Annotated in this window: 13 protein-coding genes; 10 read left to right on the top strand and 3 right to left on the bottom strand. The window is 67.9% G+C overall.

The window, feature by feature from the left end:
* Positions 1-26: 26 nt before the first annotated feature.
* Positions 27-776, bottom strand: a complete 750-nt coding sequence (gene ubiG / locus H536_RS0107650; protein ID WP_024349902.1) for a bifunctional 2-polyprenyl-6-hydroxyphenol methylase/3-demethylubiquinol 3-O-methyltransferase UbiG — start codon at positions 774-776, stop codon at positions 27-29.
* Between the two features lie 254 nt (positions 777-1,030).
* Between ubiG and H536_RS0107655 the strand changes: the two genes are divergently transcribed.
* From H536_RS0107655 to clpB, 6 genes are all read left to right on the top strand, one after another.
* Positions 1,031-2,284, top strand: a complete 1,254-nt coding sequence (locus tag H536_RS0107655; RefSeq protein WP_024349903.1) for an aspartate kinase — start codon at positions 1,031-1,033, stop codon at positions 2,282-2,284.
* 256 nt (positions 2,285-2,540) lie between these two features.
* Entirely contained in the window at positions 2,541-4,742 is a 2,202-nt protein-coding gene (gene ptsP / locus H536_RS0107660) for a phosphoenolpyruvate--protein phosphotransferase (protein ID WP_373279273.1), read from the top strand.
* Between the two features lie 83 nt (positions 4,743-4,825).
* The gene (prfA, locus tag H536_RS0107665) at positions 4,826-5,905 is read left to right on the top strand and encodes a peptide chain release factor 1 (RefSeq protein ID WP_024349905.1); all 1,080 of its coding nucleotides are present in this window, start codon (positions 4,826-4,828) and stop codon (positions 5,903-5,905) included.
* The gene (gene prmC, locus H536_RS0107670) at positions 5,898-6,794 is read left to right on the top strand and encodes a peptide chain release factor N(5)-glutamine methyltransferase (RefSeq protein ID WP_024349906.1); all 897 of its coding nucleotides are present in this window, start codon (positions 5,898-5,900) and stop codon (positions 6,792-6,794) included. Before prfA ends, prmC begins: the two co-directional genes overlap by 8 nt.
* Before the next feature lie 326 nt (positions 6,795-7,120).
* Positions 7,121-8,119: a DUF4167 domain-containing protein gene (locus tag H536_RS23160; RefSeq protein WP_024349907.1), complete on the top strand. Its 999-nt coding sequence runs from the start codon at positions 7,121-7,123 to the stop codon at positions 8,117-8,119.
* Positions 8,120-8,392: 273 nt separating this feature from the next.
* The gene (gene clpB, locus H536_RS0107680) at positions 8,393-11,017 is read left to right on the top strand and encodes an ATP-dependent chaperone ClpB (protein WP_024349908.1); all 2,625 of its coding nucleotides are present in this window, start codon (positions 8,393-8,395) and stop codon (positions 11,015-11,017) included.
* Between the two features lie 73 nt (positions 11,018-11,090).
* On the opposite strand, the gene H536_RS0107685 is transcribed toward clpB, so the two are convergent.
* The gene (locus H536_RS0107685) at positions 11,091-11,462 is read right to left on the bottom strand and encodes a PRC-barrel domain-containing protein (protein ID WP_024349909.1); all 372 of its coding nucleotides are present in this window, start codon (positions 11,460-11,462) and stop codon (positions 11,091-11,093) included.
* A 278-nt stretch (positions 11,463-11,740) separates the two neighbouring features.
* Between H536_RS0107685 and H536_RS0107690 the strand changes: the two genes are divergently transcribed.
* From H536_RS0107690 to H536_RS0107700, 3 genes are all read left to right on the top strand, one after another.
* A complete protein-coding gene (locus tag H536_RS0107690; protein ID WP_024349910.1) occupies positions 11,741-12,076 on the top strand; it encodes a hypothetical protein in 336 nt (111 codons plus the stop codon).
* 26 nt (positions 12,077-12,102) lie between these two features.
* Complete coding sequence (locus H536_RS0107695; RefSeq protein ID WP_024349911.1) at positions 12,103-12,462, top strand: hypothetical protein; 360 nt, start codon at positions 12,103-12,105, stop codon at positions 12,460-12,462.
* Between the two features lie 79 nt (positions 12,463-12,541).
* Positions 12,542-12,982 (top strand): hypothetical protein, encoded by a 441-nt coding sequence (locus tag H536_RS0107700; protein WP_024349912.1) that lies wholly within the window; start codon positions 12,542-12,544, stop codon positions 12,980-12,982.
* A 55-nt stretch (positions 12,983-13,037) separates the two neighbouring features.
* On the opposite strand, the gene H536_RS0107705 is transcribed toward H536_RS0107700, so the two are convergent.
* Positions 13,038-13,277, bottom strand: a complete 240-nt coding sequence (locus H536_RS0107705; RefSeq protein WP_024349913.1) for a DUF3297 family protein — start codon at positions 13,275-13,277, stop codon at positions 13,038-13,040.
* A 334-nt stretch (positions 13,278-13,611) separates the two neighbouring features.
* Here H536_RS0107705 and H536_RS0107710 point away from each other — a divergent pair, with 334 nt between their 5' ends.
* On the top strand, positions 13,612-15,075 hold the full coding sequence (locus H536_RS0107710) for a L,D-transpeptidase family protein (protein WP_244877506.1): 1,464 nt from the start codon (positions 13,612-13,614) through the stop codon (positions 15,073-15,075).
* Positions 15,076-15,113: the final 38 nt, after the last annotated feature.

Below are 15,113 nucleotides of genomic sequence, written 5' to 3' on the forward strand. Positions count from 1 at the left end.
GATCCGTGAGGCCGGCTCCGCGCCCCTCAGGCCGAGGGGCGGCGGGCGAGGACCATGTAGTTGACGTCGGTGTCGCGCGACCGCTTCCAGGCGTCGGCGAGCGGGTGATAGACCACGCCGACCTCGTCGATCATCGACAGCCCCGCCGCCTCGACCGGATCGCCGATCTCCTTCGGCCGCACCAGCCGCTCATATTGATGGGTGCCCTTGGGCAGCCAGCCGAGCACGTATTCCGCGCCGATGATGGCGAAGGTCAGCGCCTTGAAGGTGCGGTTGATGGTGGCGACGAAGAGCAGCCCGCCCGGCTTCACCATCGCCGCGCAGGAGGTCAGGAAGAGGTCGACGTCTGAGACGTGCTCGACGATCTCCAGCGCCAGCACCACGTCGAAGGTCTCGCCGCCTTCGGCGATCGCCTCGGCGGTGGTGGCGCGGTAGTCGATGGCAAGCCCGCTCTCTGCGGCGTGCAGCTTGGCGACCTCGATATTCGTCTCCGAGGCGTCGGCGCCGACGACCCTGGCCCCGAGCCTGGCCATCGGCTCGCAGATCAGCCCGCCGCCGCAGCCGATGTCGAGCACCGACAGGCCGTCGAAGGGCTTGTCGGAGGACAGGTCCAGGTCGAAATTCATCGCCAGCTGCTCGCGGATATATTCCAGCCGCACCGGGTTGAACTTGTGCAGCGGCTTGAACTTGCCGACCGGGTTCCACCATTCCTGGGCCAGGCGCGAGAATCGCTCGACCTCGGCCGCGTCGATCGTCGTTCCGTCGGGTGCGCTCATCTCGTCCTCGTTGCCTGTCGTGGTGGTTCGGCATGTTCGCTCCGGCCGGCCAAAGTCAAGCGTGGCGGCGCGGCGGAGGCGATGCGAGATGGTGTCCGCAAGCCGCGGCGACATTGCGGTTTGAGGTCGCATCGGCTAGGGAACCCCCGCCCGCCGCGTGCTGGGTCCTTCGGACATGTCCGGCCGTTTCGCGACGCCGGACCGTTCGGGGTCAGTTCACCAGACATCTTGTCGAACCACCGAATGCCGATCCCATGGCCCGACTCGTCCTCAAATTCGGCGGCACTTCCGTCGCCGACGTCAACCGCATCCGCAATGTCGCGCGTCATGTGAAACGCGAGGTCGACGCGGGCCACGACGTGGCCGTGGTCGTCTCGGCGATGTCGGGCAAGACCAACGAGCTCGTCGGCTGGTGCCGCGAGGCCTCGCCGATCCACGATGCGCGCGAATATGACGCCGTGGTGGCGTCCGGCGAGCAGGTGACGGCCGGCATCCTGGCGATCACGCTGCAGGCGATGGGCGTCAATGCGCGCTCCTGGCAGGGCTGGCAGGTGCCGATCCGCACCGACGGCGCCCATGGCGCCGCCCGCATCCAGGAGATCGATTCGTCGGAGATCGTGCGGCGCTTCGCCGAGGGGCAGGTGGCGGTGCTCGCCGGCTTCCAGGGCATCGCGCCCGACAACCGCATCGCGACGCTCGGGCGCGGCGGTTCGGACACCTCGGCCGTCGCGGTGGCCGCGGCGATCAAGGCCGATCGCTGCGACATCTACACCGACGTCGACGGCGTCTACACCACCGACCCGCGCATCGAGCCGAAGGCCCGGCGCCTCAGCCGCATCTCCTTCGAGGAAATGCTGGAGATGGCCTCGCTTGGCGCCAAGGTGCTGCAGGTGCGCTCGGTGGAACTGGCCATGGTCCACAAGGTGCGGACCTTCGTGCGTTCTTCTTTCGAGGACCCGGACGCGCCCGGCATGGGCGACTTCGACAACCCGCCGGGGACCCTCATTTGCGACGAGGATGAAATCGTGGAACAGCAGGTCGTCACAGGCATCGCCTACGCCAAGGACGAGGCGCAGATCTCGCTGCGCCGGGTCGAGGACCAGCCGGGCGTCGCCGCGGCCATCTTCGGGCCGCTCGCCGAAGCCGGCGTCAATGTCGACATGATCGTCCAGAACATCTCCGAGGCCGGCACCTCCACCGACATGACCTTCACGGTCCCGGCCGGCGATCTCGACAAGGCGACCGCCGTCCTCGAGAAGGCCAAGACGGAGATGCGCTACGACGCCATCCAGAGCGAGCAGGGCCTGACTAAGGTCTCAGTCATCGGCGTCGGCATGCGCAGCCACACCGGCGTTGCCGCCACCGCCTTCAAGGCGCTGGCCGATCGCGGCGTCAACATCCGCGCCATCACCACGTCGGAGATCAAGATCTCGATCCTGATCGACGGCGACTACACCGAACTGGCCGTGCGGGCGCTGCATTCGGTCTACGGTCTCGACAAGGCATAGACCTTAAGGGTCGCCGGACTGCCGGCCTTGCGTGCCGGCGTGACGGGCGCGCAACCGGGCCGCGAAGGGGAAAACCTATTGCTGCCTTCCGATTGGGTTCTGTCGGGGCAGCTTTATGTGATCTGATACGGGGAAGGGGATCGCGCGGCCGACCGGAATCATCCGGGCGGGCGTCGGCCACCTGGAACGGGACATCGCGTTGAACAGAAGCGACATGTCAGGGCCGCGCGTTCTCATGCGCCGCATCCGGGAGCTCATGGTCGAGCCTCTCGACCCGCAGTCGCGTCTCGACCAGATTTCCCGCCTGATCGCCCAGAACATGGTGGCCGAGGTCTGCTCGCTCTACGTCCTGCGTGCCGACGGCATTCTGGAACTCTATGCCACCGAGGGCCTGAACCCTGGTTCGGTCCATCTCGCCCAGCTGAAACTCGGCGAGGGCCTCGTCGGCACGATCGCCGCGACGGCGCGGCCGCTGAACCTGCCGGAAGCTCAGAAGCATCCGGCCTTCACCTATCTTCCGGAGACCGGCGAGGAGATCTACCACTCCTTCCTCGGCGTGCCGATCCTGCGCGCCGGCCGCACGCTCGGCGTGCTGGTCGTCCAGAACAAGGCGGCACGGGTCTATCGCGACGAGGAATCCGAGGCGCTGGAAACCGTCGCCATGGTGGTCGCCGAGATGATCGCCGCCGGCAGCCTGGAAGGCCTGTCGCGGCCCGGCGTCGCCCTCGACCTGTCGCGCTCGGTCTCGTTCACCGGCGTGCCGCTGTCCGACGGCATCGGCCTTGGCCGGGTGATCCTGCACGAGCCGCGCGTCGTCGTGACCAACCTCTTCAACGAGGACATGGAGATCGAGGTCGAGCGCCTGACCAAGGCGCTGGGCGTCCTGCGGCTGTCGATCGAGGACATGCTGTCGCGCCGCGAGGTGGCCGGCGAGGGCGAGCACCGGGCGGTGCTGGAAGCCTATCGCATGTTCGCCCACGACCGCGGTTGGGTGCGGCGGCTGGAAGAGGCGGTGCGCAACGGCCTGACCGCGGAAGCTGCGGTGGAAAAGGTCCAGAGCGACATGCGGGCGCGCATGATGCACATGACCGACCCCTATATCCGCGAGCGGCTGCACGATTTCGACGATCTCGCCAACCGGCTGCTGCGCCAGCTGATCGGCCATGACGGGCAGGCGACGCCCGACGACGCGATCATCGTCGCCCGCTCCATGGGCGCGGCGGAATTGCTCGACTATCGCCGCGAGCAGATCCGCGGCCTCGTGCTGGAGGAGGGCGCGGCGACCAGCCACGTCGTCATCGTCGCGCGGGCCCTCGGCATTCCGGTGGTCGGCCAGGTCAAGGGTGCGGTCTCCATGTCGGAGAGCGGCGATTCGGTCATCGTCGACGGCGAGGATGGCGGCGTGCATCTGCGCCCGCAGCCCGATCTGGAAGCCCTGTTCTCCGACAAGGCCAAGTTCCGCGAGAAGCGCCAGGAGCGCTACCGGTCGCTGCGCGACATGGCCTCGGTCAGCCGCGACGGCGTCAAGATCGACCTGCAGATGAATGCCGGCCTGCTGGTCGACCTGCCGCAGCTCGACGAGGCCGGCGCCGAGGGCATTGGCCTGTTCCGCACCGAGCTGCAGTTCATGGTCGCCTCCACCATGCCCCGGGCCAGCGACCAGGAACGGCTGTATTCGGCGGTGCTGGACGCGGCCGGCGGCCGGCCCGTGACCTTCCGCACCCTCGATGTCGGCGGCGACAAGGTGCTGCCCTATCTGAACCAGTTCCCTGAGGACAATCCGGCGCTGGGCTACCGGGCGCTGCGCCTGGCGCTCGACCGGCCGGGCCTGATGCGGACCCAGCTGCGGGCGCTGCTCAAGGCGGCGGCCGGCCGGGAATTGCGGGTCATGTTCCCGATGGTGACCGACGTGTCGGAGCTGCATCTGGCGCGCGACCTGATCAGCCGCGAATACAAGCACCTGACCCGCTTCGGCCATGTCATGCCCGAGCGGCTGAAGATCGGCGCGATGATCGAGGTGCCGGGCATCCTGTTCCAGCTCGACGAGGTGATGCAGCTGCTCGACTTCGTGTCGGTCGGGTCGAACGACCTGTTCCAGTTCTTCAACGCCGTCGATCGCGGCAATGCCCGCGTCGCCGACCGCTTCGACGATCTGTCGCCGGCCTTCCTGCGGGCGCTGAAGCTGATCGTCGATGCCGGCATCCGCCATTCGGTGCCGGTGACCCTGTGTGGCGAGATGGCCGGCCGGCCGCTGTCGGCGATGGCGTTGATCGGCCTCGGCTTCCGGTCCATATCCATGGCACCGCCCTCGATCGGGCCGGTGAAGGCGGCGATCGTCGAGATGAATGTCGGCCGGGTGACCGAGCTGGTGACCGCCTATCTCGACGGCAGCCATCCGTCGGATGCGCCGCGGCGGGCACTGGTCGACTTCGCCAAGGCGCAGGGCATTCCGTATTAGCTGATCCGGCCCGCCGACCCGGATCACCGTCGCGACCTCGCGCAAGAGGGCGCATCCTCTTCCCCGCACCTGTTCAGGACCACATGGCGACCCTGCCGAAATCCAGCCTCGACGAAATCCTCAACCGCTTCGCGCTGCTCGAGCACGAGATGTCGAAGGGGCCGGAGCACGAGGTCTATACCAAGCTGGCCGCCGAATATTCCGGGCTGGAGGAAGTGGTCGCGGCCATTCGCACCTATCAGAAGGCCGAGCAGGAACTGGCCGAGGCCCGCGCGATCCTCGACGAGCCGGCGGCCGGGCGCGACATGCGCGAACTGGCGGAAATCGAGATCGACGAGCTGAAGGAACGGCTGGAGACGCTGACCGCCGAGATCCGCATCCTGCTGCTGCCCAAGGACGCCGCCGACGAGAAGGGCGCGATCCTGGAAATCCGCGCCGGCACAGGCGGCTCGGAGGCCGGCCTCTTCGCGGGCGATCTCTTCCGCATGTATCAGCGCTATGCCGAGATGAACCGCTGGAAGGTCGAGATCATCTCGGCCAGCGAGGGCGAGGTCGGCGGCTACCGCGAAGTGATCGCCGCGATCCGCGGCGTCGGCGTGTTCTCGCGGCTGAAGTTCGAATCCGGCGTCCACCGGGTGCAGCGCGTGCCCGAGACCGAATCGGGCGGCCGCATCCACACCTCGGCGGCCACCGTCGCGGTGCTGCCGGAAGCCGAGGACATCGACGTCGAGGTCAAGACCGAGGACATCCGCATCGACACGATGCGCGCCTCGGGCGCCGGCGGCCAGCACGTCAACACCACCGATTCGGCGGTGCGCATCACCCATCTGCCCACCGGCATCGTCGTGACGTCGTCGGAAAAGTCCCAGCACCAGAACCGCGCCCGCGCCATGCAGGTGCTGAAGGCCCGGCTGTTCGACATGGAACGCCAGCGCGCCGACGACGAGCGCTCAGCCGCCCGCAAGAGCCAGGTCGGCTCCGGCGACCGCTCCGAGCGCATCCGCACCTATAATTTCCCGCAAGGCCGCGTCACCGACCACCGGATCAACCTGACGCTCTACAAGCTCGACCGGGTGATCGAGGGCGAGATGGACGAACTGGTCGATGCGCTGGTCGCCGACCATCAGGCGCATCTCCTGGCCGCCGTCGGCGTCGATGCTTGACGAGCCGGGCGGGCCGACGCTCGGCGACTGCCTGCGGGACGGGCAGGCGCGGCTGCGCGCCGCCGGCTGCGACACGCCCGATCTCGACGCGCGGCTGCTGCTGGCGGAGATCTGCGACCGGCGCCCCGGCGAGGTGCATTCGGCGTCGGGCGCCGTGGTGTCGGTGGCGGACGCGGCCCGCTTCGACGCGGTCCTGGCGCGGCGGGCGGCCGGCGAGCCGGTGCACCGCATCATCGGCCGGCGCGCCTTCTACGAGCATGACTTCCTGCTGTCGCCCGAAACGCTGGAACCGCGGCCAGACACCGAGGTGCTGGTGGAGGAGGCCCGCAAGGCGATGGCGGCGATCGTCGCGCGGGACGGTCGCTGCGTCTTTGCCGATGTGGGCACCGGCACCGGCGCCATCGCGGTCTCGCTGCTGGCGCTGTTCGCCGAGGCCGAGGCCGTCGCGCTCGACATTTCGGACGGGGCGCTTCAGACCGCGCGGCGCAATGCGATCGCCGCCGGCGTCGCCGACCGGATGCACACTGTGCGGGCGAACTATCTCGACGCGATCGCGGGACCGCTTGAACTCGTCGTGTCGAATCCCCCATATATTCCGCACGACGATATCGCAGCCCTGTCGCGCGAGGTGCGTGACCACGACCCCCTGCTCGCCCTCGATGGCGGCGCGGACGGGCTCGATGCCTATCGCGCGCTGGCGACGGGCGCCCGCCGGATCGTGCGGTCGCAGGGCCTGGTGATCGTCGAGATCGGCGTCGGCCAGGAGGGCGACGTGGCGGCGATCTTCGCGGCCGAAGGTTTCATCCTCGATGCGGCGACCCGGGACCTTGGCGGCGTGATCCGGGTCCTGACCCTGCGGCTGGCGATCGGCGACGCGGGTCCGGTGTAACCAAGTTTCCAGCCGGCGCCGCAATCGCAGGGTATGCAGACAAAAAACACTTGTGGCAGTGCGGTTTCCCCTCTAGGGTCTGACGAATACGGAACATCCGAGGGGGACATCCCTCAGGCAGCGCCGCCAGGCGACCCGAGGAATGCTCGTGGTGACCGGTAGGTCGTCCGTACAAGCCGGCGCGAGGGTATCGCCAGCCACAACCGACAAAACCTCTAGTTGGCGGCATTGCTGCGGCAGGCTGCACCTTGAGCAGACGCGTGATCCGCGTCTTTGGGCAACAGCCATACCGGCACGACCGGTGCATCCAAAAAGACAGGAAGTTCATGAGGCCAGGACAGCAGCAGAAAAACCGTATGCGCGGACGCGGTCGCAAGGGCCCGAACCCGCTTTCGCGTGGCTACGAGTCGAATGGCCCGGACGTGAAGATCAGGGGCACCGCCCAGCATATCGCCGAGAAATACTCGACCCTGGCGCGTGACGCCTCGGGAGCCGGCGACCGTGTCATGGCCGAGAACTATCTGCAGCACGCCGAGCACTACAATCGCATCGTGGCGGCGGCGCAGGCGCAGTTCCAGCCGCGCGACGATCGCGACAACCGCGACGATTCCAGCGACGACGACGACGACGATCAGCAGGACAACTCCAGCTATCGCGACGACCGGGACGACCGCGACAACGACGCGGACGGCGAGCGCAACCGGGGCAATCGCGACAACCGCGACGGCAACCGCAGCCGCGACCGCGACAACAACCGGGATCGCGACGGCAACCGCGACCGCGATGGCAACCGCAATCGCAACCGCGACGACAACAGCCGCGGCAACCGCGACAATCGTCAGCAGGACGACAATCGCGGCAATCGCGATCGGCGTGACCGGTCCGAGCCGAACGGCACCGGCCCGCAGCCGATGGTCGCCGAAGAGGCGGACCGCGGGTCCTCGCAGGGCGACGATCGCCGCGAGCGCCCGGCGCGCGGCGAGGCCAATGGCAGCGACGCCGACGGCCGCCGCAGCGAGACCGTATCCTCCGACGAGCAGAACGAACGGCCGCGTCGCCGCGCCCGCACCCGTCGCCCGCGCGACGAGGATGGCGTGACGAACGAGGCGGCAGCACCCGCCGCACCGGCACAGGCCGCCGATGCCGGCGAGAGCCCCGCGACGGCGGCAGCGCCGTCCGATGCGCCCGAGGCGGATGCCGCACCGGTGAAGCGCCGTCCCGGACGGCCGCGTAAGAAGAAGCCGGAAGACGGCGCCGATGGCGAGACCAAGGCCGGCGGCGACAACGACGCCCTGCCGGACTTCCTTTTGGCCTCCAACGGCTGAGCCGACCGGGCAACCGATCCGCGAACGAGACAAAGGGCGCTGCGAGCTTCGCGGCGCCCTTTTTCGTGGGCGCTCCCGGGTGTGACCGACCGGCGCCTTGATCTGGCGCATGGCGGCGGGCGAAACATTTTTGCAACAGTCGTGCGTCTGGCCCTTCCGGGTGAGTTGCGCCTCACCCATATATTCAGCGGGCGGCCTGCCGGAACGGGGGCCGGACTCCAGGAACGTGCGGACGACGCCTGCGGGGTGGTTCGCCGATAGGAGAAGCGATCCATGAATATCGAGAAATACACCGAGCGCGTTCGCGGCTTCATCCAGGCCGCACAGACCCAGGCGGTCTCGCGCGATCACCAGCAATTCACGCCCGAGCACCTGCTGAAGGTCCTGATCGACGACGAGGAAGGCATGGCGGCCGGCCTCATCGAGAAGGCCGGCGGACGGCCGCAGGAGGTCCGGATCGCCGTCGAGGCGGCCCTCGACGCCATGCCGAAAGTGTCGGGCGGCGGCTCGCAGATGTATCTCGCCCAGCCGCTGGCGAAGATCTTCGCCACCGCCGAGGAGATCGCCAAGAAGGCCGGCGACAGCTATGTCAGCGTCGAGCGCCTGCTCCTGGCCATGACCATCGAGAAGGCCGCCAAGACCGCGACCATCCTCGCCAATGCCGGCGTGACGCCGAACGGGCTGAACGCGGCCATCGAGTCGTTGCGCAAGGGCCGCACCGCCGACAGCGCCTCGGCCGAGAGCGGCTACGACGCCCTGAAGAAATACGCCCGCGACCTGACGGCGGCTGCGCGCGAGGGCAAGCTCGACCCGGTGATCGGCCGTGACGACGAGATCCGCCGCACCATCCAGGTCCTGTCCCGGCGCACCAAGAACAACCCGGTGCTGATCGGCGAGCCCGGCGTCGGCAAGACCGCCATCGCCGAAGGCCTGGCGCTGCGCATCGTCAATGGCGACGTGCCGGAATCCCTGCGCGACAAGCAGCTGATGGCCCTCGACATGGGCTCGCTCATCGCCGGCGCGAAATATCGCGGCGAGTTCGAGGAGCGGCTGAAGGCCGTCCTGTCCGAGGTGACGGCCGAGGCCGGCAACATCATCCTGTTCATCGACGAGATGCACACGCTGGTCGGCGCGGGCAAGGGCGACGGGGCGATGGACGCCTCCAACCTGCTGAAGCCCGCCTTGGCGCGCGGCGAGCTGCACTGCGTCGGCGCGACGACGCTCGACGAGTATCGCAAGCATGTCGAGAAGGACCCGGCGCTGGCCCGGCGCTTCCAGCCGGTCTTCGTGAGCGAGCCGACCGTCGAGGACACGATCTCGATCCTGCGCGGCCTGAAGGAGAAATACGAGCAGCACCACCAGGTGCGCATCTCCGACAGCGCCCTGGTGGCGGCGGCGCAGCTGTCGAACCGCTACATCACAGACCGCTTCCTGCCCGACAAGGCGATCGATCTGGTCGACGAGGGCGCGGCGCGGCTGCGCATGCAGGTCGATTCCAAGCCCGAGGCGCTGGACGAGATCGACCGCCGCATCATGCAGCTTAAGATCGAGCGCGAGGCGCTGCGCCGCGAAAGCGACGACGCGTCGAAGGACCGGCTCGAGCGGCTGGAAGGGGAATTGGCCAATCTGGAGGAGGAATCCGACCGGATCACCACGACCTGGCAGGCCGAGAAGTCGAAGCTCGGGCTTGCCGCCGACCTGAAGAAGCGACTCGACGAGGTCCGCAACGAACTGGCCGTCGCCCAGCGCAAGGGCGAGTTCCAGCGGGCCGGCGAGCTCGCCTATGGCGAGATCCCGCAGCTCGAGGCGCAGCTCAAGGAAGCCGAGGCCCAGGACGGGGCCGGCACCGCCGGCTCGATGGTCGAGGAGACCGTCACCGCCGACCACATCGCCCATGTCGTCTCGCGCTGGTCGGGCATTCCGGTCGACCGGATGCTGGAGGGCGAGCGCGACAAGCTCCTGCGCATGGAAGACGCGCTGCAGACGCGCGTCGTCGGCCAGGGCGAGGCGGTGCAGGCGGTGTCGAAGGCGGTGCGCCGCGCGCGGGCCGGGCTGCAGGACCCGAACCGGCCGATCGGCTCGTTCATCTTCCTCGGGCCCACCGGCGTCGGCAAGACCGAGCTGACCAAGTCGCTGGCCGCCTTCCTGTTCGACGACGAGACCGCCATGGTGCGGCTCGACATGTCGGAGTTCATGGAGAAGCACTCGGTCTCGCGGCTGATCGGCGCGCCTCCGGGCTATGTCGGCTACGAGGAGGGCGGCAGCCTGACCGAGGCGGTGCGGCGGCGGCCCTACCAGGTGGTGCTGTTCGACGAGATCGAGAAGGCCCATCCGGACGTCTTCAACGTGCTTCTGCAGGTGCTCGACGACGGGCGGCTGACGGACGGGCAGGGGCGCACGGTCGACTTCCGCAACACGATCATCATCATGACCTCCAATCTGGGGGCGGAATTCCTCACCGCCCTGCGCGACGACGAGGATGCCGAGGCGGCGCGCGACCAGGTGATGGACGTGGTGCGGCGGGCCTTCCGGCCGGAATTCCTCAACCGTGTGGACGAGACCATTCTCTTCCACCGCCTCCATCGCTCCGAGATGGGCGCGATCGTCGACATCCAGATGAAGCGGCTCGACCAGCTTCTGGCGGATCGCAAGATCCGGGTCGAACTCGACGAGACCGGCCGCGAATGGCTGGCCGAGCGGGGCTACGATCCGGCCTATGGCGCGCGGCCGCTGAAGCGGGTGATCCAGCGCGAGGTGCAGGATCCGCTGGCCGAGAAGATCCTGCTCGGCGAGGTCCGCGACGAGAGCGTGATCAAGATCGCCGGCGGCGGCGACCATCTGATCTTCCACGTGGTCGGCTCCAAGGCCGGCGCACCGGGAGACCGGGTCGCGGCCTGACGGGCTCCGGAGCGAAGATGAAAAAGGGGCGGTCCGTCGGGCCGCCCCTTGTCGTTTCAGCCCTGGCGTCGCGTCAGATATAGGCGGGACGCCAGTAATCGTCGATGCGCTGGCCGGTGTCGGGATCGTTCCAGCCCGGGGAAGCGTCCGGGGCAAAGCGCGGTGCGCCTTCAAGCTGCTCGCGGGTGATGCCGACGACATAGCCGCCCTGCCGCGCGTCGTATTTCAGGACGTGCCAGGGCAGCGGATGATAGTCCTCGCCGATCCCCAGGAACCCGCCGAAGGACAGGATGGCGTATTTCACCTGGCCGTCGCGCTTGCCGATGACGAGGTCCTGGATATGGCCGAGATGGTCGCCGTCGGTGTTGTAGACCGCGGTGCCTTCCACCCGGCTCGCCTCGATATTGTTGATGCCGACCTCGTTGTCGGTCTCCTCGCTGGCCATGATATGGCGGCCTTCGGTCGATGACATGATCGTTCTCCATCCAAACGTCTCGTCGGCGCAACGGCTTCGCGCAAGGCGCGGTTCCGGGAGGTCATGCGCCCCGCGCGCCGCCCTGCGGCGAGGGGGACGAAACGCCCGAAGATTGGGACGGCCAGACAAGAATGGCGATCGGGGCCATCTTTCTCAGCGTCATGGCCGGGCGTATGGTGATGGCGGGCGCGTGATCGCCCGCGCACGCCCGCCGGGCGAGGCGCCTCGTCCGTTCAGGATACCCGAAAATGCAGTTCTGTTTCCGTCCCGTCCTCGCTGCGGCCGTCGGCGCGGTGTGTCTTGCCGCCGTATCCGCCCATGCCGAGAACCGTGACGTCACCGTTACCAACGCCACCAGCGTCGCGATGATCGAGTTCTACGCGTCCAACACCGGGACGAATGCCTGGGAGGAAGACATCCTCGGCGTCGACGTTCTGGAGCCGGGCGAGGCGGTGCTGGTGACCGTCGATGACGGGACCGGCGCCTGCATGTTCGACTTCAAAGCCACCTTCAGCGACGGCACCGACGCCACAAAGGCCGGCGTCGACGTCTGCGAGATTTCGGAATTCGATTTCACCGACTGATCGGTCGGGTTTTGGGAGAAACCACGATGTGGACGTCCATACGCAGTCTGACACTGGCCGCCGTGCTTCTGGCCGGCGCGGCACCGGCCCTCGCCGACCCGTCCGGCCACTACACCATCGCCGGCACCAATCCGGACGGTTCGACCTACGATGCCAGCGTTCTCGTGGCCAAGGTCGGGGACACCTTTACCCTGACCTATACGCTGCAGGACGGCACCAAGCTGCAGGGCACGGGGATCGGCGACGATGACGTCATGGCCATCGGCTATCTCCAGGATGGCGAGAGCGGCGTCGCGCTGATGTACCGCGAAGGCGGGAAATGGATGGGCGTGTGGAGCTATATCGGCGCCAAGACGCTCGGGACCGAGGAATGGCGGCCGCAATAGCGAAGGCCACGAAACGCTTCGGCGGGGCCGCGCATCACCCGTGCGGTCCCGCCGGACTCATCGCAAAGGGAGTTGCGGGATGACGAAACGGTTCTGGTCCCTGTGCCTTGCCGCGCTGTTGATGACCGCGCCGGCGTTCGCCCAGAGCCACGAAGAGGTCTCCGCCCGGATCGAGGCGCTGCAGGGCGATGCCGCGGGATTTGCCGAGGCCTTCGACCTTCTGACCGAGGCGATGCGCTACGGCGATCCGATCACCGTGGCGCAGCTTGCCGAGTATCCGCTGACGGTCCGCGCCAATGGCGAGGAATACGAACTGATCGAAGCCCAAGACCTCGTCGACAATTACGACCGTCTCGTCATGGCGGAGACGCAAGCGATCGTCGCGGACCAGGATTTCGCGGACCTCTTCGTCAATGCGGAAGGGGTGATGTTCGGAAACGGCGAGATCTGGATGGCGTCCGTCTGCGACGACAATGCCTGCAGCCGGACCCATTGGGCGATCATCGCCATCAACAACTGACCGGCCGGCGCCGCGCGCCCTGTGGCCCGGCTTGTCCGGAACCGGCCGGATGCGGTCAGTCTTCCTTGAGATAGACCTCGACCGGGCCCTTCAGCTTGATGGTCAGCGGCTGGCCACGGCGGTCCTTCGCCTTGCCGGCCTGGACGCGGATCCAGCCTTCGCTGATGCAGTATTCCTCGACATTGGTGCGTTCCTCGCCCTTGAACCGCACGCCCACGCCCCGCGTCAGCAGGTCGGCGTCGTGGAACTCGCTGGACGGGTCGGAAGACAGCCGGTCGGGAAGGGTGTCGCTCATGGTCGTATCCTGATGTTGGCGCTGGCGCGCATGTGATGCCCGCACATAAACGCTTGCGGCCGCGCGCCCAAGTGGGGACCGGCAAAACGACGCTCCGCGGCGGTCGATCCTGAGGCGACGGACGCGTTTTCTTCAGAATGACTGACACTTGCGTGAGGTTTCGCCATTTTCATGTCCGGTTCATCCGCCATGTCGGATAGTGCGGGATAAAGGCCTGGAGAGCAGGATCCGCGTCCGGATGGTCGTCCGGCGGTGGATGCGACGGGGCGTCCCGGCGGTGCATGGTGCGCCGGCGGGACCAGGCTGTGCTGGAGAAAGCAAGATGAAGCCTATCGTGGCACTCTGTCTGTCGACGCTTGCGCTGACGACCGCGGCGACCGGGGCGCAGGCCCAGTCGGGCGAGATCCGTCTGGCCCAGGGATACGACCAGTATGGCGACGTCGCCGAGGTCTATGTGGACGAGAGCGGTCGCCGGGTGGTGATCGATTCCACCGGCCGCATCATCGCCATCGAGGAGCCGCGCCGCGAGCGCTTTCGCGAGCGCCGGGCGCGCTTCGGCGAAAGGGGCGGCGCCATCATTGACGCGCCGCCGCCGCCGGGCGTGACGCTGGAGGGCCGCGTCGATTTCGGCCCGCGCTCGGCCGATCCCTATGCCGATGACGGCTACGACCGCGAGCGCGATTACGGCCCCGATCCGGTCTATCGCGACGAGCCCCGCTATGACGGGCCGATCGAGGCCGCGCCGCTGCCGGACGCCGGGAGCGAGCCGCGCCGCGAGGCCGAGCTTCCGCCCGTCCAGGGCCCGGACTATCCGGCCGATGGCGCCGCCGACACCCAGACCAGCGTCGACGATCTGCTGACCGATCCGGGCGCTATCGGCACGGCGCCGGCCGAAGGCCGCACCATCACGGAAACCGATCCGGCCCCGCCGGTCGAGGCGCCGAAGGGCAAGAACGCCGAGGCGGAGATCGCGGCGCTGCAGATCCTGCTCGACCGCGCCGGCATGTCGCCGGGCGTCATCGACGGCCGCATGGGCTCGAACGTCAACAAGGCGGTCGCCGCCTATGAGGAGAAGTTCGGCCGCAGCCTGCCCACCGGCGACGCCAAGGCGCTGGCCGAGGAACTGGACGCCACCGGCGGGCCGGCGATCACCACCTACGAGATCACCGCCGAGGACGTCGCCGGTCCGTATGTGGCGGCGATCCCGTCCGACTACGGCGAGAAGGCGCAGCTACCCGAGATGAGCTTCGAGCGCGTCTCCGAACGGCTGGCCGAGCGGTTCCACATGGACGAGGAGTTCCTGCGCAAGATCAATCCGGGCGCCGATTTCGATCGGCAGGGCACCCGCATCAAGGTCGCGGCGACCGGCGAGAACGTGAAGGGCGAGGTCACCAAGATCATCGCCGACAAGGGCCGCGAGCAGGTGCGCGCCTATGCGGCCGACGGCAGCCTGATCGCCGCCTATCCCTCGACCATCGGCTCGTCCGACACGCCGTCCCCGTCGGGCGTCGTGCAGGTCAACCGCATCGCCTTCGATCCGAACTACACCTACAATCCGAAGGTCAATTTCAAGCAGGGCTCCAACGACAAGGTGCTGACGATTCCGCCGGGCCCGAACGGTCCGGTCGGCACGATCTGGATCGCGCTGTCGAAGCCGACCTACGGCATTCACGGCACGCCGGAGCCGTCCAAGATCGGCAAGACCAACAGCCATGGCTGCGTCCGCCTGACCAATTGGGACGCGACCGAACTCGCCAAGATGGTGAAGCCGGGCGTGACCGTGGAGTTCGCCGAATAGGCACGATCCTGACGACGGCGCCGGGGCGGGCGGGCAGA

Origin of the sequence: Aurantimonas coralicida DSM 14790, assembly GCF_000421645.1 — a bacterium.
GTDB classification, from domain to species: Bacteria; Pseudomonadota; Alphaproteobacteria; order Rhizobiales; family Rhizobiaceae; genus Aurantimonas; species Aurantimonas coralicida.

Coding starts and splice junctions, on each gene's coding strand:
- H536_RS23160 (WP_024349907.1), top strand. CDS start 7,121: ATGAGGCCAGGACAGCAGCAGAAAAACCGTATGCGCGGACGCGGTCGC.
- prmC (WP_024349906.1), top strand. CDS start 5,898: ATGCTTGACGAGCCGGGCGGGCCGACGCTCGGCGACTGCCTGCGGGAC.
- H536_RS0107705 (WP_024349913.1), bottom strand. CDS start 13,277: ATGAGCGACACCCTTCCCGACCGGCTGTCTTCCGACCCGTCCAGCGAG.
- H536_RS0107695 (WP_024349911.1), top strand. CDS start 12,103: ATGTGGACGTCCATACGCAGTCTGACACTGGCCGCCGTGCTTCTGGCC.
- prfA (WP_024349905.1), top strand. CDS start 4,826: ATGGCGACCCTGCCGAAATCCAGCCTCGACGAAATCCTCAACCGCTTC.
- ptsP (WP_373279273.1), top strand. CDS start 2,541: ATGGTCGAGCCTCTCGACCCGCAGTCGCGTCTCGACCAGATTTCCCGC.
- ubiG (WP_024349902.1), bottom strand. CDS start 776: ATGAGCGCACCCGACGGAACGACGATCGACGCGGCCGAGGTCGAGCGA.
- H536_RS0107690 (WP_024349910.1), top strand. CDS start 11,741: ATGCAGTTCTGTTTCCGTCCCGTCCTCGCTGCGGCCGTCGGCGCGGTG.
- clpB (WP_024349908.1), top strand. CDS start 8,393: ATGAATATCGAGAAATACACCGAGCGCGTTCGCGGCTTCATCCAGGCC.
- H536_RS0107655 (WP_024349903.1), top strand. CDS start 1,031: ATGGCCCGACTCGTCCTCAAATTCGGCGGCACTTCCGTCGCCGACGTC.
- H536_RS0107700 (WP_024349912.1), top strand. CDS start 12,542: ATGACGAAACGGTTCTGGTCCCTGTGCCTTGCCGCGCTGTTGATGACC.
- H536_RS0107685 (WP_024349909.1), bottom strand. CDS start 11,462: ATGGCCAGCGAGGAGACCGACAACGAGGTCGGCATCAACAATATCGAG.